We start from the raw sequence: 25,558 nt of genomic DNA, 5'->3' as shown, positions 1-25,558 counted from the left end.
CCCGCGTAGCGGGCACCGTAGATAATTATCTCACGCTCTGGATATTGTCTAACTTTTGCCACCTTGACAGGGCTAGCAGTGCCCACCCTACGAATTAATCTCATAATCGCGCAAAGTCTATCGATGAGGAAAAATGGAGATGTTGCAAATAAAAATGCTGTTTAAGGAAAGAGAAGTAGGGCATTATTGGGAATTGCTACAAGTTTTGGTAGCACGAAATCTGAAGGTGCGTTACCGAGGGTCATTACTGGGGGTGTATTGGTCGCTACTCAATCCACTACTAATGACAGGAGTTTACACAGCAATTTTTGGAACTGCGTTTGCATCTTATTTATGGCAACTCAATTTTAAATTACGTGCTGGCAGTGTTTACAGGATTGGTTGTGATTAACTTTTTCTCAGCTTCTACTACACAAGCATTATGGAGTGTGGTGAACAATGGAGCTTTGTTAAACAAAATTTGCTTGCCAGTAAATATTTTTCCTGTCTCGTTGGTTACAGCAAATATTTTTCAGTTTTCAATTGGGGTATTTCCATTACTGGCTATTATGACGTTAGTTAATTCTAGGAGTCTAATCAATGTAATTGCATTAGTGTTTCCTTTAATAGGGCTAATTTTGGTATGTACTGGTATTAGCCTACTAGTGAGTGCGCTATTTGTATTTTTTCGAGATTTACCTTACTTCTATGAGTTGATTGTATTTATGTTGTGGTTGAGTAGTCCTATATTTTACCCAGCAACAATTGTACCTGCATCAGTTAGGTCTTTGTTGATACTTAATCCTTTAATGCCAGTAATTGAAAGTATCCGCCAAATTTCTTTATCAGGCACCATGCCAGATGTATCCTTGATTGGGCAATCATTATTAAGTGGAATAATTTTTTTAACGTTGGGTATAACTTTTTTCCGCTCCTTGCAGCATTCATTCATGGATTTACTATAATGAACAGCATTGTAGATTTTGTCAAGATTTGTTAACTTTTTCACTGTAATTAAGGCATTAGCCCAACATTCTGTAAAAATGAATACAGAAATTATTTTAATTACTTCTCTCTAACTCGGTTAAGGGAAAGTGTTTTCACAAGTTTCAATGGAGGAAGGTAATGTCTCTTCAAACAACCCATCCAGTTTGCCCACTAACGCCCGCCCTCGTTAGAGCGATAGTTTCAGGTTGGAACCCGGTTTGTCACATCACCTACACTCGCGATACATGGGTTAAACTGCTGCAATCGCCTAGCGAGTATGCATTTGATGAAGCTAAATTACTCTGTCAAGAATCCCCAGACACTTGGGTTGCCTGGGTACCAGACTATGGTGAGGTTATTCTCGATAGAAGCGATTTTTATTGTTAATGGTCGGGTGCGTTCATACAGGACGCTATGACAAGTTAAATCAATATATAAATTATTTAAGTAGGAAGGCGCCTACAAGAGAACCAACGACAACAACCGTCAAAGCTACTAACAAGGCAGCATTGCCCCAAGCTTGTAACTTCGGTTCATGCTTACCAAAGCGAAGTCCAAAATATAATCCTGCTGCTAACCAGCAAGTAGCAATCCAAAACACCGCGAGTTGTAAATGCCAAGTGCGAGAAGCTGCATAAGGTAAATAACGCTGAATCGGTATACCGTCTTGGTTTACAGAAGTTGAGTAAGTAGCAGGAGCAAGATGAGAATTATAACTTTAAAAATGCCACAAAGGTTTCTAACATATAGCAATGCTAGATGTTGAGTGTAACAGCAAATAGAAATTTTAGTATCAAGTTATATCGTATATTAGATAACAAAATAATTTAACAATCGGCTACATCTTGAGATAGAGCGAACATATTAACCTCTATCCAATGAGCGAAGAATTTTTTCAAGTTTTGTTTAAGACAATTGCAATTGCTGTAAGAGTATTAATCAAATTTCCAACTATTAAACAAATTTATAAAGAGACTTTACCTGAGCTTACTAATCAAGCTTTTTGGGAAAGGTATTTAGAAATTAATAAGCATTCTCAAAAAAAAATCTAAGCAAGTACTTCAACAATACCCAGCAAAATATACAATCTCTGAGCATCGCGAATAGCATGTCCATCGAGGTCATTATTGAAGTACACGTAAACGTCAATATTCTGTGTAAGAAATGAACGGATACGTTCAGCCCATATAGATAGCTCTTCATCGTTATAACCTACACCCCATTGCCCACTATGCATCCGAATATAAGTCCAAGAGGTAGTTAAAGATACATCAAGGGAAACTGTTGGGCTTACAGGTAGGCAAAGAGCAGCATCGGCATTTTCCAATAGTTTGTAAACTTGGGGTATTAGCCAGCTCTGATGACGGAATTCAAAGATAAATCGTTGTTGTGGATAGGTTTGCAGTAATTCTAAAAACGGCTGAAGGCGCCCAATATTAATGTGCCAAGTGTGAGGAAACTGAAATAAAATAGGGCCAAGCTTTTCTTCTAAACCAGACGCACGCTCCATTAGTCGCTCTAACGGTTCTACTGGGTCTTTCAAATTCTTCATATGGGTGAGATAGCGACTGCCTTTGACGGCAAAAAGAAAGTTGGAAGGTGTTTGTTGACGCCAAGTTTCAAACACAGACCGCTCTGGCAAACAATAAAAGAAAAAGTTAATTTCTACAGTAGAAAAGTGTTGAGCGTAAAATGATAGTTGCTGGTCGCTATGCAAACGCAGTGGATAGAAAATCTCCATCCAATGCTTATAAACCCATCCGAAGCGAACCAATTTGCAGCTTACTCATTTAATTGTCTCAGTTATATCTTCTACTCAAGGGTTGTAACCATTTTTTTACTGTGTGTTTTGATTAGTTTGAGTCTTTATGCATTTTGAGTTTGGAGCGAATCATAAATATCCCAATATTCAATATTTTGGTCACGTAGTATTGGCTCCGCGCGCTCAATTTCTTCTTTTGTGCCATCCAATATAAGCATATAGTAACTCTGCTGGAGGCGGTCGCTATAAACTCTAGCTCGCTCTTCAGGTACACCCAAATCACCTAATGCTTTCACCAAATTCTGAGTTGCTGCTGCTCCCACAGCAACACCTCCTATGCTACTAACTAATGCGACACCCACAGACCCTGCTGCTAAAATAGCTCCTAAACCGGGAAGTGCCAGACTACTCAACCCAACTAACACACTGCCCCAAGTAGCTGCTTGTAGCGTATCTCCTACTGCTCCCGTTGTATTTACATCTTGATCACCAATAGTATCGCTTAATTTGGCTTCGCTAATACTTTCGCCTTTCTCTACATCTTTAGCTATAACAGAAACTTTCTCCATAGGAAAGTCGGAAGCTTTAAGTGCATTCACTGCTTGTTCTACTTGTTGAGAATTAGCAAACACTCCTAATGCATGTACAACGTCTTTAGTTGTCATTTTGTCCTCGTTTAAAATTTCAAGCATAATTAGAGGTTTAGCGTATCAAGTGCAGTACATCACGCACTAAACTGTAGCCAGCAAAATCCCAAAGTAGGTAAGAAACAAAGCCAATCATTGCTAAACGACCATTCCATAGTTCTTGTTGGGGATTCCAACCAAAAATCCAAGCATTGCGGTCGGCGCCGTTATATGCTCTGGCGACACCAGGTAATTCGGTTGCTTTCTTAGTATTAGTTGTCATTGCAAGTACTCTTTAATTACTCTATTACATCCAAATGTTAGTTACTATTACGATTGCAGTTCTCTGTCTTTAGAATGAATAGTTATTTACGATGTATTAGGCATTAAAAAAATCACAGGTGTTTACCATAAACACCTGCGAAAGTGCGTGAAGGATTTCTAAAGTAATTTCATCATAGTATAAATACTTAATTTATTTACATGACAAAGAAATAAATTAAATTAAAAATCAGTGTAGCGCTTTTTACATTTGCCAATAACTTGGGCTATGATTTTCTTCAACAGGAATATTAGCCCCACCCACGCGCGGGTGTAGGTGCAAGATATCAGCTATCCGAGAACGAAGCGATAGTTCTATCTGTTATCCCAAACAGCCAAGAGGCAAATCCTGACAGCCATATACTATTTTTCAATGTGGCTAAAAAATCTGATTTTTGATGAAAAAACTAAACTAGCTATTTATCATTCTAATTATGAAGCTTAAAAATATAAATCTACACTAAAACTAATGTTTAGTGTAGATTCGTGTGTAGAATACCAGATTCATATAGCTAATTATGAGCCACCCAAATTAGTCAAGATAAACACCCTTCTAATTAGCGCCACTCCTTATATTTTTTAATATACTAGTAGCGGTCAAATAATGTTTTCTATCTATAGATTGATTGTAATATTAATATATATATATAGTGTCTATAAATACAAAAATATATTTTAACAAGTTAGGGTAAAATGATTAGTTTCGATAGTAGATAGTAGGTGGGACTATGCCCCACTTACTACTAGTTTTTCTTTGTGAATACAGCTGGTTTTTCATGTGAATCAGTCATATAGGCACATGCCATGTCTGATGAGTTATGTGCCCAGCCAATACGTCCTTGAGGGTCTATCAGAATACAACCCGCTTCTCCTGTCACTTTAGATTTGAGAGTTTCAATTGCCATTTGCGCCGCTTCGTCTGGGTGTTTGTCTCCAGCTAAAAAGTCAATTGCTGTTTTAGCTAGAACCACTGGTATAATCGATTCGCCATCACCCGTTGTGGAACAGGCGCCGTATTTATTATCAGCGAATAAGCCTGAACCAATTATGGCACTATCACCAACGCGACCTTGAAACTGATTCATAAGGCCTCCAGTTGAAGTACCCGCAGCTAAGAGTCCTTGACTATCCAAAGCTACACAACCAACTGTGTTGGGACGGTCAGTAACTTCTTTCTCTTCTTCCCACTCTTCGCGTAGCTCCTCAACAACTAGGTCTTGTTTGGGACACATCTCAATTCCGTTTTCTTTGGCAAAGCGTTCTGCACCATGAGACACTAGAAACATTGGTTTTTTACCCATTATTTTGTGCGCGACTGATATAGGATGGGGTATTCCCTGGACTGCTGCGACTCCTCCCCATCCGAAGTTAGCACCCTCCATAATTGCTGCATCTAGCTCAACTTCTCCCTGGTTGTTGAGAACGGCGCCCATTGAAGCATTAAATGTTTGGTCAGCTTCCAAAACTCGAACGGCTGCTTCAACCGCTTCTGGAGCAGTACCTCCATTTTTCAGAACTTTCCAACCAGCCTCTACTGCCGCTAAACAGCCTGCGTTATTGGCTTCTATTTTATCTTCTGAAATTGTTTTGGCGCCGCCATGTACAATGATACTTATTGTCACAGATTTCTCCTATTGTGTGTGAAAGTAGGACAGGCAAGATGCCTATCCTACTGTGATAGACCCTTATTTTTGAGGTTTTGCTCGATGTGGTGCATTTCCTCAATTGTTTCTCCTGTCACTATTCCATAGATTTCGGTGTGAATTTTTCCATAGTTGACAGATTCTTGCGCTGACAAAATGATAAAGTCTTTTCTTTCTAATTCTGGTTTGAGGGTGTTGAGAGTGGATTCTAATGTACCAGTGATGCGATAATCAGTAGAATACTTTGCTATCTCTTTTCCTAACCTGAGTAGAGCATGACGTTGTAAGCACAGTGGAGTCGAGCCATTAACGCGAAAATTAGCGTCAATTACATAAAGGTGTCCGTCTTGGTCTTGTAGAACATCGAAACCAATAACGCCGAAATAACCTCTTTTGTGTGCATATTGACCGATAGCAGCAATCATCTCAAAGAAAATTTTCATGTCACTGGAATAATTTATCAATCCTCCTATATAATTTCCTTCCGACGTGACAACCTGGCTTGTTACACCAATCAGCTTTATATCTCCCGTTTTGCTAATGTAAAACTGAACACAATAATTATTTACAGAATTTTTGATAAACTCTGAAACAATAATTATAGAAAGTAATTTACTATCGAGGTATTTTTTAAGTTCAGTAAAACAGTAATCTAAGTCGCTTTGACTCTTAATTATATAAGTTCCTTCTCCTGAGAGTCCGTGAGATGTTTTGATTAAGTATGGAAATTGTGGTAGTTGGAGCTTTGTGATATCTACAGAATCAAGATTGTAGGTTTGGTATTCTGGACATGGCACACCTAATTCAGCTAACGTTGCTTTGCTGAGTAAGTGGTAATGAGTATCAGGTGCCACTGCGTGTTTTTCGGGTTTGAGACAATCAAAGGGAAATAAGGTAATGAATTTATCAAACCGCGCGGTGTAGTTGAGGCAATCTAAATAAAGAGATTGTTTTAGTGTTTCAAAATTGGTATGGCTATTTAAATGCTCGTGCCAGTATGTAAGAAGCAACTCAGGCGCCGGACTAATGAGAATACCTGGAACTAAATTACCTAATACTGCAAGATTTTTCCAAGGTTCGTTTTGAAAAATTTTACTATAGGAAGTTTTGGTGGCTTCGTCACTGCCATCTTGAATTAAGTATTTTTGGGTGTTGGGATAAGTTACCCAACTAGCAGTAGCAGGATAATTCAAGATGAACGCATAAGATGTATCTGCAACATCTTGTGCAAATAAATCAGATAAAGAAGTTCCTTGGAAGTAATCAAAGTTATTGGAGTTCATAAAGTATTTTGGTCTTTCAATCTGACCATTATCTTAGAGGCGCCATTAAACTGGCACCTCTACATATAAGAAGAAGATTAATAAGCGAACGACTGATAAACCTCAGTTTGGATATCTTTTTGGCTTACTTCATCAACTGACTCAACAATTGGGTTAAAGCGTAACAAATGGCTCCCTCGTTCGGTTAATGTGTTCATAGCAGCGCGGGGAATTTGAATCGACACTTCAGGACGATATAGCCAACGACGACTATAACCAATTACCACCATTGGACGAGGTGTTTCTGTGCGGTTAGGCGTACCACGGTGTAGACCACGGACATCACGAATCATGACATCTCCTAGTTGCATCGTAATCGGTTCGAGTTTAATTTCACCCGAATTAATACGAAGCAATCCTTCTTCTTTGGACATCATGTGTGTACCGCACGCAATTTCAATTGGCCCGTTATCCAAGGTGACATCCACCAAAGGAAAATTGATTGCCAATTGATAAGGGGGAGTTTCCATACCAGTTTCGGGGAAGAGTGGTGGAGTATCCCGGTGTACGTCTTGAAACTCTGAACCTAGTAAGGGTGTGTCTGTTGCTAGTTGGCACATAACAAAGTCTGAACCTACCAAACGTTCGACGATGGCTAGAATATCTTCATCTTCGTAAATACTGGTATCAGCGAATGGAGGTTGAAAAGGTAAAGTTACATAATAGCGGGCGGCGCCTCTATTTCGTAAGTGTCCTTCACGCGCGATATGTTCACTAAGCTTTGGCATGAAAGCAGAGTACCATGTCTCTAGTGTTGCCTTTGAAAAGTGATTGGGCAACACACAGAAGCCGTCTTTAAGTACCGATTCGGTAAACGACTCTATTTTTTGGGAGTTGTGCAGGTTGGTAATCATATTTTGATTTTAACAAAATAGACTACAAAAGAGTTTTTTTGTTACCCAGCTTTATAGTTGATATAGTGCCTCAAATTGTCGTGTACTAGTATCATTAATTACCTGTAGTAATAAAGACTTTAATGTCTCTAAGCCTAAGCGCCCAGTTGCTGAAATAAACGCTGCTTCAGGATAATCTCGCCGTGCTTTTTCTAAACTTTCGCTATTTGCCTTATCAATTTTATTAAAAGCAATGAAGCTTTTTTCAGGAATTGTCGGCATTTCTTCGAGTATTTCCTGCACGCTCTTCATATGGCTTTCCCATGCTGGGTGAGATAAATCTACTACATGCAGCAAAGCGTCTGCTTCTACCACTTCTTCTAATGTCGCGCGGAAAGCATCCATTAGTGCTGGTGGCAGCTCATGTATAAATCCTACCGTATCGGTTAGTAAAATTGATTTACGTTCTTGGTCGGGTTGTGTAATAACTAGCTTACGTGTTGTCGGATCAAGAGTCGCAAAAAGTTGATTTGCTGTATATACATCTGCATTAGTTAATACATTCAACAAAGTAGATTTACCTGCATTGGTATATCCAACTAATGCTACAACTGGAATATCTTGTTTTTGTCGTTGTTGCCGAATGCGGTCGCGATGTGCTTGCAAATCATTTACTTGCTGCTGTAATTGAGCAATTTTTCTTTGAATAGCTCGTCTTTCAGTTTCCAATTTAGTTTCACCCGGCCCTCGTGTACCAATACCGGCGCCTAATCTTGACATTTCTTGACCGTGACCGCGTAATCGTGGCAGCATATACTCTAATTGCGCTAGTTCAACTTGTAATTTACCAGCTTGACTTCTTGCGCGTTGAGCAAAAATATCTAAAATTACTCCAGTGCGGTCTACAACTCGAATACCAATCTGGTCTTCTAAATTGCGCGTTTGAGACGAAGAAATATCACGGTCAAAAACAATCAAATTAGCTCTAACTTTTTGAGCATGAAGGGCAATTTCTTCGACTTTACCTTGCCCAACAACAGTTTGCGGATGGGGACGACCGCGTTTTTGCCGTACAGTATCTAATACTATACCTCCAGCGCTTTCTACCAACCCTACAAGTTCTTGAAGTCCCGAATCAAACCTTTGAGGAGAAATATTATCCGTTTGTAACCCCACTAGTAAAACTCTATCTTGGTCAGTAAGCATATCTTGATTCGGAAATACTGTATCCCCGACTTCAATAATTTCTCTTTCCCATTCATAAATTAACTCGTCAGAATCTTGGGAAGTTAGCTCATCTAAACATATAGCAGGTGAAACTCTCCAAGGAGTTTCCATATCAGGGAAAAGATTTGCTAAAAAAGCATCTTTCACTTTGCCCGACTCAACAGTTAGCAGCACAAGAGCATCCAAGCGCTGACCAGCCATTGCCACTAATGCAGTTTCGTCTGGCGCCTCTGATTTAAATTGAGTAGCAACACAACGAATACCACTCAAGTGTTCTACGCTATGACGAGCTAATTCTTCAAATGGAATTCGAGTTTGAAAGGGAGTTCCCACAGCAATTCTAGTTACTTGCCCGCGTCGATTAATATAGCAGCAAACTGGATGATGAATTCCTGTACTAATTGTGGCTAAAGCGTCAGCAAATTCTGGCGTAACAAATCTATCTCCAGGTAGACGTTGCTCGTAAAGCTTTTGTAATTGTTTGAGATGATTTGATTTGATGCCCTGAGTGTTCCCGTAAATATTTTGCATAATACTTAAACTGAAAAGACTTTGAATTAAATTCTTTATTTTATACTTGTCTTTTTTATCATGCATTCTCATCTATCAATAGAAATAACTAGCCTACAAATATTTTTTCTCTGGAGTAAGTGTAATTTAAACCTAAAACTTTAAATATCAATTTTATCTAAACTTTATTAAAATATATGTTGTAGATTTTGTATAGATTACAACCTTTAAACTTTATATTTTCTACTTCTTAAGATATAGTTGAGAGGGAATACTGCTCGGTTAAGGTTTTGTACCAGAACTTATCCCCCCAACCCCCCTTAATAAGGGGGGCTTTAAGCTCTCTTTTCCCCCTTAATAAGGGGGGCTAGGGGGGATTCAATTTTTAACCGAGTAGTATTGTAGTGAGAGGTTATTTAATACATTTTTGTTAATTTTATATAAAACATAGAATTAACTTTTTATAATCAATAATAGTTTTTTTGTGCTACTAATCAAAATAAAAAATATCTAAAGTAATCTTGTGGAGTGGGCATCCTTGCCCGCCCATTTAGAAAAGGATTTTTGACAAGAACGGGCGAGGACAACCATTCCACAAGAGGTAAGTTAATTTAATTTTTGGAAGTCTCCTGGTTGGAGTCAAAATTTTTTTGACGGTACGGTAACGGACAGACAACTAACTGATTAACTACTAGAGTAATATTATAGCGGCTTTATAGACATATTTTCTCATATACTATTGCCGCACTCAAGAAGGTAACACTGATTCAAGAATTTGCGGATGGTGGTTGAACAATGCATTTAGATAATAGTAAACTCAAAACAATCTCTGAATATCGAAAGACAACCTTAAATAATGGCAATGGAGGAACCGGAGAAAACAATCACCGCATTTCGCCTCAAAATATGGATTATTATTTTAGTAAAATAACTCAAGCTATGAACAAAGTTGAAGAATTACTATTTAATAATTACGAATCAAATCAAGATAGCCGTATTATAGTATCAGAATGCCATGAAAGTAATGACATTACAACAGAGGATAAAGTAAAGCTTTTAAGCGCGCAGGTAGAAAGTCTTCAACAACTGCTACTTTCCAAGGAAGCTGAACTGCAAGCGGCACAGGAAGAACTAAATTATATAAATCAGGATTTAGCCGCAGCGCTGCATACAAAAGTACTGACGCTTGCTGAGGCGAAAGGATTCGCTAAAAACATGCTGTTCGGTAAACAGTCAATGAGCGAATGTTTAGCAAAGCTCCTTAGCGCTGTTTATCATTCAACCGTTGAAGCTTCGGAATTGGCGCCTATAGATAACATAGATAATTTGACAACATCCAAATCTAATAATAAAAATAGCAGTATTAACAATAAATTGAGTAATTCAACGTTCAGCGATAAAGTGCTGATGGATGAAAGTATTGAGCTGAGAACTAGGTCTATAAAGCTAATAAGTAAACTTGCTGAACTTAAGGCTAAGTCTAAAGACATTATCGGTAGAACCGCAAGCTCGAAAGATAAATAAATACTTATGCAACTGCTTGTGGCGCCATAACCAAGTTTACTAATTGTTCAGAAATCATATTTAGGGGTAACACCATATCGACTTTGCCAGTGTTAATAGCTGCGGATGGCATATCAAAACATTCGCAAGTAGCTTCATCTTGAGCAATTACTATGCCACCATACTTTTTAATCGCTAGCATTCCCAAACTGCCATCTGACTGTTTTCCTGTAAGAACAACTGCAATTGCCCTAGCTTTATAGCTAAGTGCCACCGACGTAAACAATTTATCAGCTGCGGGACGGAGAAAATTCATTTTTGGGTCATCAGAAAGACATAGAGTACCGTCTAAATTAACCAACAGGTGCTTATCAGGAACACAAGTGTATACAGTTCCTGGACGCACTAACTCTCCTTGTTCTGCTTGCTTAACATGCAAAGTTGTATATCTACTAAGTATTTCAGCCGTATAACTACGATGGCACCCAGATAAATGCTGCACAATGACAATGGCAGATAGGAAGTCAGATGGTAATGCGGACAAAATTTGGCTGATAGCTTTTAGTCCACCCCTAGAAGCAGCAATTGCTACAACATTGAAGGCAACATTAGGAAAGTGAGAGAAAATTTTGTGCTGTTGTGCATGTGTCACTTTTTTGCTCAAAAATTTTCAAAACGTGGTTCGCTTCTGGCTCGCCAGAAGCGAACCATAAAACTAAAGCTTTGATACATAAAGTTTTTGTACTTTACCGTACTCAACTTTATTCTAGCCTATGTACGCTAGCATACAGAAATTCTTTACACAGTAATTTGTCTTTAGTTAGAAGCCTAGTCCAGTAACATCATCTATTTAATAGAGATACAACTGGCTTAAACGAGGCTTTTATGTCATCCCAAGACCCCCATACTTCTAAAAATCGACTTCTTGCTGCGTTACCTCAAGAAGAGTACGAACGCTTACTGCCTCATTTTCAGTTAGTCTCTTTAGAGCTTAAACAGATACTCTACACTATCAACGAACCGATTGAATATGTCTACTTCCCTGAAGGTGGTATTGTTTCTTTGCTCAGTCTCATGGAAAATGGTGAAGCAATTGAAGTGGCAACAGTAGGTAATGAAGGAATCATAGGTCTTCCAGTATTCCTAGGAGCAACTATGATTCCAGGTGAGGGGTTTGCACAAATTCCTGGCGATGCTCTACGAATGAAATCAGATGTATTTAGACGAGAAGTCACTCCAGGCAGTGCGCTTTTTGGTACATTACAACGCTATACGCAAGCACTGTTTAATCAAATTGCTCAAGCTGCTGCTTGTAACCGTCTGCATTCAATTGAAGAGCGATTTTGTCGCTGGATGCTAATGACTCGAGACCGAGTCGGATCAAACGAGTTTCCTATGACTCATGAGTTTTTGGGGCAAATGCTAGGTGTGCGTCGCGCTTCAATAAGCGTGACTGCTGCGGTTCTTCAAAAAGCAGGAATTATTCAATATAGTCGCGGCAGAATGAAAATAACCGACTGTCCGCAAATGGAGAACATTGCGTGCGAGTGTTATAAAATTATCAAGACCGATTTTGAACGCTTACTCGGTAATAGTGAAAAGTTCTGAGTGCTGAGTTCTGAGTCAATTTCTCGAAACATAGCCGTTATTATTAGAAGTAAATAAGTAAGCACAGTTTAGGTAAAAAAGTAGGAAAGTTTCTTCAGTCAGCACGAGCGCACTCAGCACTCATTACTTCTATGTCGCTTTTGATGCCATTGCCAAGCATGGTTGATAATTTCTTTTAGGTCTGCATAATTTGGGCACCAACCTAAACAGTAGCGTGCTTTCTCACTACTACCAACTAAAATAGGTGGGTCGCCAGGTCTTCTTTCACGTTCGACTATTTTAATGTCTTTTCCTGTCACTTGCTTTGCAGTTTCTATTACTTCTCTAACAGAAAAACCATTGCCGTTACCTAAATTAAAGACTTCGCTTTCTCCTCCTTTAAGTAAATACTCTAAACCCAGCACATGAGCTTGTGCTAAATCAGCTACGTGAATATAATCTCGGATACATGTACCATCTTCTGTAGGATAATCTGTACCAAATATATAAATAGATTCACGCTTACCTAAAGCAGCAAATAACACAAGTGGTATGATGTGAGTCTCCGGTTCGTGGTCTTCACCTAAGTTACCATCTGGGTCGGCGCCAGCAGCGTTGAAATAACGAAAACGAACAGATTTCAAATTATACGCCGTATCAAAATCAGACAAAATTCGTTCCACCATCCATTTACTGGTAGCATAAGGGCTAATGGGGTCAATAGGATGGTCTTCGGTAAGCGGAATAAATTTTGGTATACCATAAAGCGCGCAAGTAGAAGAAAAGATAAATTTCTTAATAAAAGCATCATTCATTGCTTCTAACAACGTTAGGGTACCTGTAACGTTATTGCGATAATATTTAGCTGGGTCTGTCACCGACTCACCTACTGCTATATAGGCAGCAAAATGCATCACTGCGTCTATATTATGATTTGAAAATATATTATCCAAAAGCGCGCGGTCGTTTGTATCACCAACTATTAACTTCACTTGTAAAACTTCTTCTACTAGTTCTCGGTGTCCATAAGACAAATTATCAAGAACTATAACTTGATAACCTGCATTTAAGAGAGCTAATACTGCATGGGCACCAATGTATCCGGCGCCACCTGTAACTAATATTGTAGACATATGTTAAAAATTATTAATGGTTATTGTTTTCATAATTGTAGAGACGTTACATGTAACATCTCTACGACGACGGCATTATTTACGGTATTATTTGGCTAACAATTTACCTCTTGGAAGTAACGGTCAATAGCATAATCAAGACTTGGTAGTAACTCACCTCTATTGCTACCAAGAACACTGTAGCTAGGACGAGGAGCAATTAAACCAAGTTCTTGTGTTGGCAAAGTAATTAAACCGCTAATACTTACCGAAGCGCGCTTCGCTGCCAGTCGCGCAAAGTCTGCCCAAGATACGGCGCCAACATTAGCTAGATGCCATAGTCCAGACTCACCATCTATAAGTAAATCAAGACTAGTATTAACTAAGTCAGGAACATAAGTAGGCGAAACCGTTGAATCAAACGCAGCAGCAAACGTCCTTCCTGCACTCAACTGCCGCAAGGCAATTGTGACAAAATTATAATCATCCCACGGACCAAAAAAGGCACTGGTACGAATTACTAACGATGCCGGATTAGCTTTTAACACTTCCTTCTCAGCCAAAGCCTTACTACGCCCATATACATTTAAAGGCGCCACAGCATTATTTTCGACATACGGATTAAAAACAGTACCATCAAAAACCAAGTCTGACGAGAAAGTTATAAAAGCAGCATTATGTCGCGCGCACGAAAGAGCTAAGTTTTTTGCACCTTCAGTATTTACTCGTAGACAAACATCTGGTTCCGTTTCTGCATCATCCACTCGAACATATCCAGCAGCATTTATAACTGCCCAAGGTTTCAATTCAGCTAAAACAGCATCTATTGAATTTGTATTAGTAATGTCCATCTCTTGACGCGATAATAAACGATATGTAATACCGCGTACTTCACAAAACCTAGCAAAAGCTTTACCCAAAGTTCCTGTGGCACCAACAATTACAAGAGGAGATAAAGAGCTAGGAACAGTAGCTCCCTCCGAATTCCGGGGGGTTGGGGGGGATTCAAAATTACCACAACTCACTGCTGGATACAACAAACGCTCTTCTCGGCGCCACCATCCAGGCACCTGAAGTACTGGATGATTAGCTGAGTCCCCTTTAGCTAAATCTCGTACCATTTTGGCTATTGCTGTTGGTCTAGGAAGTTCCGACCTTAAGTCAAATACCCCTGATTCGTAGTGACCAGTCAAACGAGTTAATAAGCTATTCCAATCATAACTACCTAGTAACGACCAAGCAGTAATAGCATGTACATCTACATGTTCTTCTCGTAATTCCTGTACAGCATTCCAAGCTTCAAGAAACCAGCGCAGTTGTTCCTCACGAGTACAACCAAGATGAACTTCTGTAATTGCAAGTGGCAGCTTGTAACGCTGCCATACTTCTAACAACAATGCTTTATGACCCGTCGTACCTTCTGCACAAACTCGTACCGCTTCGACATCAGCATACTCGTGGTGAGTATTACCTCCATACGACGAAGCAGGATAAAGTTCTTTGCGCTCATCTAAAAAGCGGTCACTTGTAAGGTAATGATTAATCCCCATAATATCTGGTGGACAAGGATTTTCTAGAAACCACTCAAGTTCAGCTTTACTTATTCCACAACGGAGTAAATAACCCCACATCGGATGATTGTAGTTGACTCGACCGCACAGCAAATCAAAGCTTAACCAACGACGTTCGTTTTCAAACTCTGCTTGATAAGCTAATGTTTTAGTACTGTAAATCTTTCCTAAATCATCTGTTTGTACTAACTGGGCATTTGGGTTAACTTGACGAATAGCTTGCATCGACATAGCTATCCCTTGGCATTGCCCATACAAAGCACGCAAAAAAGTAAACTCGTCTTGTCCATGAGGATACCAGTGACCGTATAATCCACTAAAACGTGCTGTTGTCAATGGTTCATTAACTGGTGTGTAATGCGTTACCCAAGGATAGCGTTCTGCAACAGCACGAGCAAAAGTAGCCAACTTCACAGGAAATTCTGGGTCTACCAAACTCGTATAACGGGCGCCGCTACCATGATGTACTAATCCTACAATTGGACGAATACCAAGTGAGTGTAATCTCTCTAACCGTTCATCCGTCCATGACCAGTCTGCGTTATCCAAGCCAAAAGGCGCCACACGCTCCCATAACACAGGGTAACGAATAGCTTGTATACCAAGTTCGGCAAATAAATCTAGGTCAGATAAACGCACATCATGACCATTGCGTTCTAACTGGTCAAAATATTCTTCACCTACACGATTAACCGTACATTCCAAACCAGCCCAAATTTCTAACGGCTGTTTTGAAGTATTATCTTTATTTGAATTAGAGATAGAAGTCATATTTATTATTCTTGAACTATTATTAATCCCCCCTTAATAAGGGGGGCTTTAAGAGAACATTCTTGCTCCCCCCCTTATCAACGGGGGGTTGGGGGGGATCATCTTCTTAAAACACCCTAACAGCAATTTGCTTGTACATAGCTAAAGCTTGCGCCACACAATGATCCATATTTAAGTATTTATATGTAGCCAATCTTCCGACAAAATACACTCCAGGTGTAGCATCAGCCAGTGCCTTATATTTCTTGTAAATTTCCTGATTTTCAAGACGCGGTACAGGGTAATATGGGTCTCCCTCTGCCTTGGGAAACTCATAAACAATGCTAGTTTTAGCATGTTCTTGACCTGTTAAATACTTAAACTCAGTAACGCGCGTATACAAGTGTTCATTTGGATAGTTAATTACAGGCGCCGACTGAAACTTCGGGGTATTATGAGTTTCATGTTTGAAATCTAACGAACGATATGGTAGTTTTCCGTAGCGGTAATCAAAGAACTCATCAACAGGTCCTGTGTAAACAATTTCCCGGCAAGGTATTGCTTTTTCAATTTCACGATAATCTGTATTTAGCATCACCTTGATGTTCGGGTGATTTAACATATTCTCGAACATCCGGGTGAAACTATGTAAGGGCATTGCTTGATAACTATCTGTAAAATATCGGTTATCGCGGTTGGTGCGAGTTGGTACGCGCGCTGTTACAGATTTGTCTAGTTCGGATGGGTCAAGTCCCCATTGTTTGCGGGTGTAGTTACGGAAGAATTTTTCGTAAAGTTCTCTACCAACTTTGCTCACCACTACATCTTCGCTAGTACGGATGTGTTCGCGTGGTTCTGCAACAGATTGGAAAAATTCCTCGACCTGAAATGAAGTTAGGTTCATTCCATATAGTTGATTGATTGTGTCAAGGTTAATTGGCATAGGAACCAATTGCCCATCTACACTAGCAAGAACGCGATGTTCATAAGAGCGCCATTGCGTAAATTGTGAAAGATGTTCAAAAACTTCACGCGAGTTAGTGTGAAAGATGTGGGGACCATATTTATGGACAAGAACACCGTGGTCGTCGTAATGGTCGTAAGCGTTACCACCAATATGGGTACGTTTATCTACTACTAGAACCTTTTTGCCAGACTGACTAGCAAGTCTTTCTGCAATCACACTTCCAGAAAATCCGGCGCCGACAACCAAGTAATCGAATAAAAATTCTCTGGTAATGACGTTTGGTGGAGTTGAGACACTCTTCTGCGTTGATGCTCTGCTATTGCCATTTTGTTGGGTGTCTAATGTTTCGTTTATTAATTGCATCATCGAATTCCAAGTTCTATCCCAAGATATTTGTTCTAAGAAAGCATCTACCCGACTCAACCAATTGGATGTTGGGGTATCTTCTTGCATTGCCTTTTCGGCTTTTTCGATAAAATCAACAGCAGTATCAGCAATTCGTACTAAATTTAAGTCTCCATAAGGACGTACCACATCTCGAATTGAGGTCGATACTACAGGTTTAGCTGCGGCAAGATACTCTGGAGTTTTTGTCGGACTAATAAAGCGTGTTGACTCATTACGCGCAAATGGCAACATCGCTAAGTCCCATCCACCAAGATAAGCAGGTAAATCTTGATAATCTTTCCCACCCAGATAATGAATATTTTCGTGTTTGGGTAAAGTTGCTGGGTCTATTTTTAGAACTGGCCCAATCATGACTAGATGCCAGTCAGGACGCTCTGAAGCAATACCAGCAAGCAACTCAATATCCATACGTTCATCTATAACGCCAAAAAAGCCTAGACGAGGATGAGGAATATTTGCTTGGTCTGCTGGTTCGTCTTTAATAGTTCGTGCTTGTGCAAAGTGTGGAACATCAACACTACTAGGAAATGCATAAACGTTTGAGTGTTGATTTACTTTACTTTCGTAAAGGCTTTGTCCTCCAGTAAACACTAAGTCCGCGCGCTGGAATAATTCTGCTTCGTAATCTTTCAAAGTAGTAGAGGCGCCTTTGAATGCAGCTAACTCATCCATACAATCATATACTATAGCTTCTGGTTGTAAGTGACGTGTAAAAGCTATAGCCATTGGTGTATAGTACCAACAGATGTATTTGTTAATATTATATTCTGCAAACAGCTGATCAATCAGTACTTTTAAATCTGGGTTTATAGCATCTTGGCTCAAATTTTGGGGAAGGTGAGGTACTACAACCCAAACTCCATTTTTATCTTGAGTCACTTCAAGGTGCCAGACTTCTTCTGGTGTAAAAATTGGCTCCTCGATAAAAAACACCCTGCTACCAGCAGCACAACGGCTGAGAAGATGCTGTGGTCTTTGGTAAACAAAGTTCCAACGTAAATGTGATAGACACACTATATCTGGTGTATGTGAAGCAATTGCTCGAAAGTTTTTATCCGATATAGTTTTCGATAACAGTTGTTCAGTTTCGAGTATATTTTCGACTATATTTGTTTTTCCGTTACTGCTACCGTTACTGGTTTGAGGTTTTTGGGCTACCATATATGTTCTCGATTTTTGATGAATATCGAATCAGAGTATTTTACAAATGATATAAGTTCTAAAACTTCACAAAATAAGGGCAGACAGAATCCTGTAAGATATGAAGTGAAGTTTAGTATTTTTTTATTTTACTTAATTACCTTTGACGATTCGTGTGTACTTATTTGAATTTTTATTCGTAAAGCAATAAACATAAAGTTACTTAATTTAAACTTATTTCTCTTCTGTCGAAAGTTTTGAACTCTTTTTTTGCAATCTATACCTTTAGTAGTAATTTAATGAAATAAAAATTAATTTACTAAGTCCAATTATATTAATTTGTGTTAAGTTTCTAACATATTCAACAGTTCAGAGATATATAGCAGTTCTATACGAATCATTCAAAACTGCAATCGTTTAATTTGTATCTATAATCACAAAATTATTTAATATGAACAGATTTATTTATATTTAAGCGATAATATATATAGCAATCCTATATGAGTTGTAAAAATTATATTCACGTAGAGACGCGATTAATCGCGTCTCTACTAGTGTGGATTTTACAAATGATTTAGGACTGCTATAGGCGCCTTTGAATTCATTAGTATAAAGTATCTAAAATTTATTGTGGAGTGGGCATCCTTGCCCGCCCTTAATTGCGATTACCCTTGATGAATTTTTATAGTTTAATTTGTATCTAAAGTAGCAAAAGAATTTAAGGTAAATCTACTTCTTTTTAAGGATAAATTTAAAGTTGACGAAAGATAAATTATATAGAGATGGTTAATAATGCCTCCAAAAGTTACCCTAATTCAATTTAATCGTTTCTCTAGATTTGAATGTTTACGAATAATTCAAGGTTACTCTATTTGATATAAACTAACAAATTATGGCTATTTCACTCAAACCTCTCCGAAATCAAGTAATAGTGATTACAGGCGCTAGTAGCGGAATTGGGCTAGTCACCGCTAGAATGGCTGCTGCTCAGGGTGCAAAGATTGTGTTAGCGGCGCGCAACGAAGAAGCTCTAAGTCAGCTTGTGAATGAAATTTGCGATAAAGGTGGTCAAGCAATTTATGTAGGCGCCGACGTCGGACAAGAAGAAGATGTTAATCGTATTGCAGAGAAAGCAATTGCAGAATTTGGCGGCTTTGATACTTGGGTTAATAATGCAGGAGTATCAATATTTGGTCACTGCATGGACGTAACCATACCAGATATTAAGCGGATGTTTGATACAGACTTTTGGGGTGTTGTTTACGGTTCGCGCGCTGCTGTCAGACATTTTAAAGAGCGTGGGAGTAGTGGTGCGCTCATTAATATTGGCAGCTTTTTCGGAGACCGTGCAACACCAGTTCAATCAACTTATTGCTGTGCCAAACATGCGCTTCATGGGTGGACGGATGCGCTGCGTATGGAGTTGGAAAAAGAAAAGATACCTGTCTCGGTGACATTAATTCACCCTGGACGAATCGACACTCCATATAATGAACATGCTCGTAATTATATGCCTAAGCAACCAGCACATCGGGGCATGATATATCCACCAGAAACGGTAGCTGAAGCGATTTTATTTTCAGCAGAGCATCAAAAGCGGGATATGTACGTTGGTTTTCAAGCTAAGTTATTTGCAGGGCTGGGTGCTTTGGCGCCGCGACTTATGGATAAGTTAATGGAAGCATGGATGTATTATTCTCAACAATCTGACCGTCCTTCAAAAGATAGGGAAGACAACGCGCTTTACAAACCTGGTTATGGAATGCATGAGCGGGGAACACATCAAGGATGGATTCGTTCGGGAAGCTGGTATGTAAAAGCCCAGAAGCACCCAGTAAGTACAACAGTCGCTATTGCCACCCTTGCCTTAACGCTTTGGTTTTTTACAACATCCGCATTTGTAAGCTAAAGAAACCTGGTTTCTTCTTGAAACCAGGTTTCTAACTAATTACGGCGCCACTTTCACATAAAAGGGCGCCGTATTTTTTAACGACACTATAATAAATGTGTTGTTGAATGAAAAAAACAATGCCAGACACAACAAGTAGCAAAGACAGTGACATGTACTCACAATTAATGGCAATTAGTAAAGAAGCATTCGAGAACGAATTTTACGAAACAGCTTATCATGCGCTGTGTGCTGCAATGCATTACGCTGATGCTACTGGCGACGAGGATGGTTTACGGGGAGTTGAACAAGCAGCTAAAACACAACTAGATTGGATTAATTTTCATTCTAATACACATAAAATGCCAACTGAGTCAATTATCCGACACAGTGGCGCCAACCTGTATAATTCGCTCCAAACACAAATTAAGGCACACTTGATAATGCTTAAAAATCAATGTCGTCAAGAGCGCAGCCATCAATAAATATTAGTCAAGAAAAATAAATTCCCTCTATACTGGCACAGTAAGAGGGAAAATGGCTAAAGGTTAGAGAATATCAAATTTTTAAGTCAAATAGTGTCAAAACATCATCCAAATTTACCAGCGGTTGCAGGTATGATAAACGCTGCGAAAGTAAGGATATAACCAACTGTGAAGTGAATCAAACCAATTAACCAGCCTTGGACGATGGTTAAAGCAACAGGTTTATCTTTCCAGCGGACTAAGTTAGCTAACGGAGTACGTTCGTGTGCCCAAACTAAAGTTTCTATCAACTCTTGCCAGTAACCACGCCAAGAGATGAGGAACATGAAACCAGTTGCCCATACAAGGTGTCCGAACAAGAACATCCAAGCCCATACAGAAAAGTTACTTGTACCGTAAGGGTTGTAGCCGTTAATAACTTGAGCAGAGTTTGCCCATAAATAATCGCGGAACCAGCCCATCAAGTAAGTAGAATGTTCGTTGAACTGAGCTACGTTTCCTTGCCAGATACCAAGGTGCTTCCAATGGAAGTAGAAAGTTGTCCATCCAAGCAAGTTGAGCATCCAGAATATTGCGAGGAAGAAAGACTGTTGCCAACCGGAAGTTTGACAAGTACCACCACGACCTGGACCATCACAGGGAAAGGTGAAACCAAAGTCTTTCTTATCAGGCATTAACTTTGTTCCACGCGCGTCTAATGCACCCTTAACACAAATTAATGTAGTGGTGTGTAGACCTAAGGCGATAGCATGGTGAACTAGGAAATCTCCAGGGCCAATAGTTAGGAATAAAGAGTTGGCACCAGAGTTAATTGCATCTAACCAATTTGGCAACCACATGTTAGCGTGATTTGGGTAAGCTGTGAACGCCAAGCTATCTGGATTCGACAGCAGCACATTCATACCATATAGGGTTTTACCTTGCGCTGCTTGAACAAACTGAGCAAACACAGGTTCAATCAAGATTTGCTTCTCAGGAGTTCCAAATGCAACTACTACGTCATTGTGAACGTATAATCCCAAAGTGTGGAACCCAAGGAACAGAGATACCCAACTCAAGTGCGAAATAATCGCTTCTTTATGTTTGAGTACCCGGTCAAGTACGTTGCCCCTATTTTGTTCTGGGTCATAATCTCGAACCCAGAAAATTGCAGCGTGGGCAAAGGCGCCAATCATGAAGAAGCCAGCAAGATATTGGTGGTGCGTGTACAGAGTTACCTGAGTTGTATAATCCTTAGCCATAAAAGCATAAGGAGGTAAAGCGTACATATGCTGCGCGACCAAAGAAAGAGCAGTACCTAGCGCTGCCAAGTGAATCGATAATTGAAAATGCAGCGAGTTATTGTAGGTATCGTATAGTCCTTGGTGAGGTAAGTTGAATTGACCTTCAGTTTTAACGCCAAAGAAATTTCTCGCATTGAGCATTTCTTTGATACTGTGACCAATCCCAAAGTTAGTCCGGTACTGGTGACCAGCAACAATGAAAATAACTGCTAATGCCAAGTGGTGATGCGCCATATCCGTCAGCCATAAAGACTGTGTTTGTGGATGAAAACCACCTAAAAATGACAGAATTGCAGTTCCGGCGCCTTGGGATGTATTAAATATATGTCCAGCAGTATCTGGATTTTCAGCATATACAGCCCAGTTACCTCGAAAGAAAGGCACCAAACCTTCTGGATGCGGTAGTGTCGTTAGAAAGTTATCCCAACCGACATGAATACCGCGCGATTCTGGAATAGCAACGTGAACTAAGTGACCAGCCCAAGCTAAACAACTGACTCCAAATAAACCAGCTAAATGGTGGTTTAAACGAGGTTCAGCGCTCTTGAACCAAGCCAAACTTGGACGAAACTTAGGTTGTAAATGTAACCAACCAGCAAACAGAAACAATGCTGCTAACAGTAAAAGGAATATTGAACCCTGATACAAGTCATTGTTTGTTCGCATACCAATGGTGTACCACCAATGGTAAACACCAGAGTAAGCAATGTTGACTGGGTTAGAAGCTCCGGCTTGGGTGTAAGCATCTATTGCTGCTTTACCAAAGTGTGGATCCCAAATTGCATGAGCAATGGGACGAATATGGATTGGGTCTTTAATCCACTGTTGAAAATTTCCTTGCCAAGCAACATGGAACAGCAGACTAGATGTCCACAAGAAAATGATTGCCACATGACCGAAGTGAGTAGCGAAAATCTTTTGGTAAAGATTCTCTTCAGTCATTCCGTCATGACTCTCAAAATCATTACCCATAGCCATCGCGTACCATAGTCGGCGAGTGGTTGGGTCTTGGGCAAGGTCTTGACTAAATTTAGGGAATTTTGTTGCCATGTATTCTACTTACGTCCTCCTTTTAGTTAATTGCAACAAAGTAGAAAAGGCTTGTGATGAATTGAAGAAAATAAAGTTGACGATAAATGTAGCAGCGATGCGGTTCACTCCCACAGAAGTAACTCTTCAATATAAAAGCTACTACTATAAATGCTTACTGTTTCTATAACCTAGGGAAGAGATTGTTATTAATTTATTTTGTGTTCACTAACACATTGATAGAGGGGAAAGTTTCTCATCTTACTCTGTGATGTTATCAATTTTTTTAAAGTCAAAATAAATTTGGTGCCTACGGTAGCGTACAGACAAACGACGAATAAATTAATACGGTGGAAATACTAATTCGTAAATTAAAAAACATACTTTGTGTCTGTTTTTATTGCCTTTGATAAGTTAAAATTGTGAAATAACTTGCATTGGTAGATAAATAAATATATATATATATGGATTCAAATAGTAATCATATAAACAACAGGTCAAAAGAGAAATTGATTGGTATATACGCATTAAAAAATGAACAGTCAAAAACTTGTTCATCATCTGAAAGCGCAAATTATTTTAAAAATTTAGAGCAAGCTATTAATAAAATTGAACAACTGCTGTTTGATTATTACCAAATAAATCAAAATAGTCGTCAGGAGCTATCACAAGATTATAAGAGTACTAATGCTTTGACAACACAAGATGAAGTCAAGTTTTTGAGTACACAAGTCGAAAATCTCAAACAAGTTCTACTCGTGAAAGAATTAGAGTTACAATTCTTACAGCAAGAATTGAATTATACAAGTGAAGATGTGAATAAAGCATTGAAATCAGATATGCTTACGCTTACTGAGGCTAAAGTAGTTGCTCAAGACATTTTGAGCAGCAAACAGCCAATAAGCGAATATTTGGCTCAACTTCTCAATGCAATCTATAATTCAACTGTTTAAGCATCTGAGTTGGCGCCTTTTGATATATCTAATGATATAAATAGTTGTTCAGATTAGCTTAATAGGATTATTTTACTTCTGTAGGGAAAATCACAGTAAAAGTAGTACCAACCCCAACCTTCGATTCTAGGAAAATTTCGCCCTGCATGAGTTTTACTAGTTGCTTAACAATTGGCAACCCTAAACCAGTGCTATCAGGTTTACGCGCGCTAGAGGCACCTCGATAAAACGGCTCAAACACGCGCGAATGTTCTGCTTCAGGAATTCCAATTCCAGTGTCCATAATTACAATCATCCACTTAGTTTCAGATAAAGTATAGCAAGCTAATGTAATACTCCCTGACCCTGTGTAGCGAATCGCATTACTAAGAAGATTTGTAATAATTTGCTGTAATCGTAGAGGGTCTGTTATAATTTTATCTGGAGCAAGTGTACAATCTACTATTATTGGCAATTCTTTTGCTTGCGCTAACGGCTCCATTATTTCAATTGCACTATTAATTACACACTTTACACCCGAATTGATTAACCGTAGTTGCATTTTTCCAGCTTCACATCGGGATAGTTCCAACGCGGAATTTATTAAGCAAATTAACTGGCGCCCATTACGTAACACGCGTTCAATGTTTTCAACGCGAGGAACAGAATCTTTTAATTCAGAACGCTGTCGAACTTGGCGCAAAAATAAATCTGAGTAGTTAATAATTGAGTTTAATGGAGTTTTAAGTTCATGTGCTAAGTGAGAAAGATTTTCCTGAGTTGCATTTACCAAACGATTTAATTCCTCGTTAGTCAGTATTAATTGGGTATGCAACTGCTCCATTTCAAGCACCCGCTCCTCTGTATAACTTACAAACGCTTGAGCAATAGCTTCATCAATTACTGCATCAATCAACTTTACAACGCGAATAACTTCTGCACTTGTGGCAAACTGTAAATCACTTTCTAATGCTGACAGTACTTCTTGACGCAATAAATAGTACTCACGCGCGATTTCAGTAGGCTCAAAACCTAATTTGGCTCTCTCAGTACCATGTGAAAAACTTGCCCAAACTAGTGATTTAATGTCATCTTCGGTTGCTTGAAAAATTATATTTGCCATTGCTGCTAACAAATGAGGTATATGATTTTTTACACTTGTAGAAGGTAGTGAATTGTTGCTCTGAATCTCTGTATCCGAGTAAACTGCTCTAACCCAATTATTAATAATTGCGTCAGCTTTTTGATGAAGCAATTGACTAAAACCCATTAGTTAAAAAATTATAAATTTCCTCTACACAATTCAGTCAAAGGTAGAAACGACTAAGTAGAGACGTAATTAATTTTTATCCTTTAGTAAAAGCGCCGCTTTACGGAACAAACATAAAGGTTTACACGTCTCTATATATTTTCTAAAACAACTCATTTATATCTAGATTACTACTAATTTGATTATTTTTTTTATGTCTTTGGAAGGAGATTCTATTAATTCTTTATGTATTCATTAACACATTAATTGTAAAGTTTTGAAAAGCGATAGCAAACTTGCTTAGTATAGTTTATGTGGGTACAAAGATTACTATAAAGTATCTAAATTTCTTGCTAATATTTCTTGTGGAGTGGGCATCCTTGCCATTAGCGTCAAGTTAAGCTAAAACCTACTACGTCACCTCCAATTCGCAATTCGCAGTTC

21 protein-coding genes and 1 pseudogene are annotated in these 25,558 nt (G+C 39.0%); 8 read left to right on the top strand and 14 right to left on the bottom strand.

From position 1 onward, the window contains the following. The first annotated feature begins 139 nt into the window (after positions 1–139). Positions 140–944 (top strand): annotated as a pseudogene (locus tag AC2JBO_RS25810) (ABC transporter permease). A 160-nt stretch (positions 945–1,104) separates the two neighbouring features. Further along, on the top strand, positions 1,105–1,353 hold the full coding sequence (locus AC2JBO_RS25805) for a hypothetical protein (RefSeq protein WP_496956493.1): 249 nt from the start codon (positions 1,105–1,107) through the stop codon (positions 1,351–1,353). Between the two features lie 52 nt (positions 1,354–1,405). Here the strand turns inward: AC2JBO_RS25805 and AC2JBO_RS25800 are convergent, their stop codons facing one another. Then, a complete protein-coding gene (locus AC2JBO_RS25800; protein ID WP_496956492.1) occupies positions 1,406–1,567 on the bottom strand; it encodes a hypothetical protein in 162 nt (53 codons plus the stop codon). A 277-nt stretch (positions 1,568–1,844) separates the two neighbouring features. Between AC2JBO_RS25800 and AC2JBO_RS25795 the strand changes: the two genes are divergently transcribed. Next, entirely contained in the window at positions 1,845–2,018 is a 174-nt protein-coding gene (locus AC2JBO_RS25795) for a hypothetical protein (RefSeq protein WP_496956491.1), read from the top strand. Here the strand turns inward: AC2JBO_RS25795 and AC2JBO_RS25790 are convergent. The 7 genes from AC2JBO_RS25790 to hflX all read right to left on the bottom strand — a co-directional run bounded on the left by AC2JBO_RS25790 (position 2,015) and on the right by hflX (position 9,231). Next, positions 2,015–2,740, bottom strand: a complete 726-nt coding sequence (locus AC2JBO_RS25790) for a DUF72 domain-containing protein (protein WP_496956490.1) — start codon at positions 2,738–2,740, stop codon at positions 2,015–2,017. The two genes, AC2JBO_RS25795 and AC2JBO_RS25790, sit on opposite strands and share 4 nt — an antisense overlap. A 92-nt stretch (positions 2,741–2,832) precedes the next feature. Then, on the bottom strand, positions 2,833–3,393 hold the full coding sequence (locus AC2JBO_RS25785) for a general stress protein (RefSeq protein WP_496956489.1): 561 nt from the start codon (positions 3,391–3,393) through the stop codon (positions 2,833–2,835). Positions 3,394–3,430: 37 nt separating this feature from the next. Further along, a complete protein-coding gene (locus tag AC2JBO_RS25780) occupies positions 3,431–3,637 on the bottom strand; it encodes a high light inducible protein (protein ID WP_496956488.1) in 207 nt (68 codons plus the stop codon). Between the two features lie 781 nt (positions 3,638–4,418). Further along, positions 4,419–5,297 (bottom strand): isoaspartyl peptidase/L-asparaginase family protein, encoded by an 879-nt coding sequence (locus tag AC2JBO_RS25775; RefSeq protein WP_496956487.1) that lies wholly within the window; start codon positions 5,295–5,297, stop codon positions 4,419–4,421. Between the two features lie 47 nt (positions 5,298–5,344). Beyond that, positions 5,345–6,601, bottom strand: a complete 1,257-nt coding sequence (locus AC2JBO_RS25770; RefSeq protein ID WP_496956486.1) for an ATP-grasp domain-containing protein — start codon at positions 6,599–6,601, stop codon at positions 5,345–5,347. A gap of 77 nt (positions 6,602–6,678) precedes the next feature. Continuing rightward, complete coding sequence (locus AC2JBO_RS25765) at positions 6,679–7,494, bottom strand: phytanoyl-CoA dioxygenase family protein (RefSeq protein WP_496956485.1); 816 nt, start codon at positions 7,492–7,494, stop codon at positions 6,679–6,681. 51 nt (positions 7,495–7,545) lie between these two features. Next, positions 7,546–9,231: a GTPase HflX gene (gene hflX / locus AC2JBO_RS25760; protein WP_496956484.1), complete on the bottom strand. Its 1,686-nt coding sequence runs from the start codon at positions 9,229–9,231 to the stop codon at positions 7,546–7,548. A 774-nt stretch (positions 9,232–10,005) separates the two neighbouring features. Here hflX and AC2JBO_RS25755 point away from each other — a divergent pair. After that, the gene (locus AC2JBO_RS25755) at positions 10,006–10,734 is read left to right on the top strand and encodes a hypothetical protein (protein ID WP_496956483.1); all 729 of its coding nucleotides are present in this window, start codon (positions 10,006–10,008) and stop codon (positions 10,732–10,734) included. Positions 10,735–10,738: 4 nt separating this feature from the next. Here AC2JBO_RS25755 and AC2JBO_RS25750 read toward each other — a convergent pair whose 3' ends face one another. Beyond that, on the bottom strand, positions 10,739–11,365 hold the full coding sequence (locus tag AC2JBO_RS25750) for a chemotaxis protein CheB (protein WP_496956482.1): 627 nt from the start codon (positions 11,363–11,365) through the stop codon (positions 10,739–10,741). Positions 11,366–11,598: 233 nt separating this feature from the next. On the opposite strand from AC2JBO_RS25750, the gene AC2JBO_RS25745 reads away from it, so the two are divergent. Beyond that, the gene (locus tag AC2JBO_RS25745) at positions 11,599–12,321 is read left to right on the top strand and encodes a Crp/Fnr family transcriptional regulator (protein ID WP_496956481.1); all 723 of its coding nucleotides are present in this window, start codon (positions 11,599–11,601) and stop codon (positions 12,319–12,321) included. 113 nt (positions 12,322–12,434) lie between these two features. On the opposite strand, the gene galE is transcribed toward AC2JBO_RS25745, so the two are convergent. The 3 genes from galE to glf all read right to left on the bottom strand — a co-directional run bounded on the left by galE (position 12,435) and on the right by glf (position 18,269). Continuing rightward, a complete protein-coding gene (gene galE / locus AC2JBO_RS25740; protein WP_496956480.1) occupies positions 12,435–13,433 on the bottom strand; it encodes a UDP-glucose 4-epimerase GalE in 999 nt (332 codons plus the stop codon). A gap of 95 nt (positions 13,434–13,528) precedes the next feature. Then, complete coding sequence (locus AC2JBO_RS25735; protein WP_496956479.1) at positions 13,529–15,754, bottom strand: family 1 glycosylhydrolase; 2,226 nt, start codon at positions 15,752–15,754, stop codon at positions 13,529–13,531. Between the two features lie 106 nt (positions 15,755–15,860). Beyond that, positions 15,861–18,269 carry a UDP-galactopyranose mutase gene (glf, locus tag AC2JBO_RS25730; protein WP_496956478.1) on the bottom strand — a complete coding sequence of 803 codons (2,409 nt, stop codon included), beginning with the start codon at positions 18,267–18,269 and terminating at the stop codon, positions 15,861–15,863. 871 nt (positions 18,270–19,140) lie between these two features. On the opposite strand from glf, the gene AC2JBO_RS25725 reads away from it, so the two are divergent. Next, on the top strand, positions 19,141–20,157 hold the full coding sequence (locus AC2JBO_RS25725) for an SDR family oxidoreductase (RefSeq protein ID WP_496956477.1): 1,017 nt from the start codon (positions 19,141–19,143) through the stop codon (positions 20,155–20,157). 119 nt (positions 20,158–20,276) lie between these two features. Further along, on the top strand, positions 20,277–20,621 hold the full coding sequence (locus AC2JBO_RS25720; RefSeq protein WP_496956476.1) for a hypothetical protein: 345 nt from the start codon (positions 20,277–20,279) through the stop codon (positions 20,619–20,621). Positions 20,622–20,725: 104 nt separating this feature from the next. On the opposite strand, the gene psaB is transcribed toward AC2JBO_RS25720, so the two are convergent. Further along, complete coding sequence (psaB, locus tag AC2JBO_RS25715; RefSeq protein ID WP_496956475.1) at positions 20,726–22,954, bottom strand: photosystem I core protein PsaB; 2,229 nt, start codon at positions 22,952–22,954, stop codon at positions 20,726–20,728. A 443-nt stretch (positions 22,955–23,397) separates the two neighbouring features. Here psaB and AC2JBO_RS25710 point away from each other — a divergent pair, with 443 nt between their 5' ends. Then, positions 23,398–23,886: a hypothetical protein gene (locus AC2JBO_RS25710; protein WP_496956474.1), complete on the top strand. Its 489-nt coding sequence runs from the start codon at positions 23,398–23,400 to the stop codon at positions 23,884–23,886. 67 nt (positions 23,887–23,953) lie between these two features. Here the strand turns inward: AC2JBO_RS25710 and AC2JBO_RS25705 are convergent, their stop codons facing one another. Then, entirely contained in the window at positions 23,954–25,135 is a 1,182-nt protein-coding gene (locus AC2JBO_RS25705) for an ATP-binding protein (RefSeq protein ID WP_496956473.1), read from the bottom strand. Positions 25,136–25,558: the final 423 nt, after the last annotated feature.

This window comes from Calothrix sp. CBUCES-K 9914, from assembly GCF_059640475.1.
The sequence above is the reverse complement of the archived record's forward strand: the minus strand, read 5'-3'. Positions and strand labels throughout refer to the sequence as shown.

Coding starts and splice junctions, on each gene's coding strand:
- AC2JBO_RS25755 (WP_496956483.1), top strand. CDS start 10,006: ATGCATTTAGATAATAGTAAACTCAAAACAATCTCTGAATATCGAAAG.
- AC2JBO_RS25745 (WP_496956481.1), top strand. CDS start 11,599: ATGTCATCCCAAGACCCCCATACTTCTAAAAATCGACTTCTTGCTGCG.
- AC2JBO_RS25710 (WP_496956474.1), top strand. CDS start 23,398: ATGGATTCAAATAGTAATCATATAAACAACAGGTCAAAAGAGAAATTG.
- AC2JBO_RS25765 (WP_496956485.1), bottom strand. CDS start 7,494: ATGATTACCAACCTGCACAACTCCCAAAAAATAGAGTCGTTTACCGAA.
- AC2JBO_RS25785 (WP_496956489.1), bottom strand. CDS start 3,393: ATGACAACTAAAGACGTTGTACATGCATTAGGAGTGTTTGCTAATTCT.
- AC2JBO_RS25705 (WP_496956473.1), bottom strand. CDS start 25,135: ATGGGTTTTAGTCAATTGCTTCATCAAAAAGCTGACGCAATTATTAAT.
- AC2JBO_RS25720 (WP_496956476.1), top strand. CDS start 20,277: ATGCCAGACACAACAAGTAGCAAAGACAGTGACATGTACTCACAATTA.
- psaB (WP_496956475.1), bottom strand. CDS start 22,954: ATGGCAACAAAATTCCCTAAATTTAGTCAAGACCTTGCCCAAGACCCA.
- hflX (WP_496956484.1), bottom strand. CDS start 9,231: ATGCAAAATATTTACGGGAACACTCAGGGCATCAAATCAAATCATCTC.
- glf (WP_496956478.1), bottom strand. CDS start 18,269: ATGGTAGCCCAAAAACCTCAAACCAGTAACGGTAGCAGTAACGGAAAA.
- AC2JBO_RS25725 (WP_496956477.1), top strand. CDS start 19,141: ATGGCTATTTCACTCAAACCTCTCCGAAATCAAGTAATAGTGATTACA.
- AC2JBO_RS25770 (WP_496956486.1), bottom strand. CDS start 6,601: ATGAACTCCAATAACTTTGATTACTTCCAAGGAACTTCTTTATCTGAT.
- AC2JBO_RS25805 (WP_496956493.1), top strand. CDS start 1,105: ATGTCTCTTCAAACAACCCATCCAGTTTGCCCACTAACGCCCGCCCTC.
- AC2JBO_RS25795 (WP_496956491.1), top strand. CDS start 1,845: ATGAGCGAAGAATTTTTTCAAGTTTTGTTTAAGACAATTGCAATTGCT.
- AC2JBO_RS25780 (WP_496956488.1), bottom strand. CDS start 3,637: ATGACAACTAATACTAAGAAAGCAACCGAATTACCTGGTGTCGCCAGA.
- AC2JBO_RS25735 (WP_496956479.1), bottom strand. CDS start 15,754: ATGACTTCTATCTCTAATTCAAATAAAGATAATACTTCAAAACAGCCG.
- galE (WP_496956480.1), bottom strand. CDS start 13,433: ATGTCTACAATATTAGTTACAGGTGGCGCCGGATACATTGGTGCCCAT.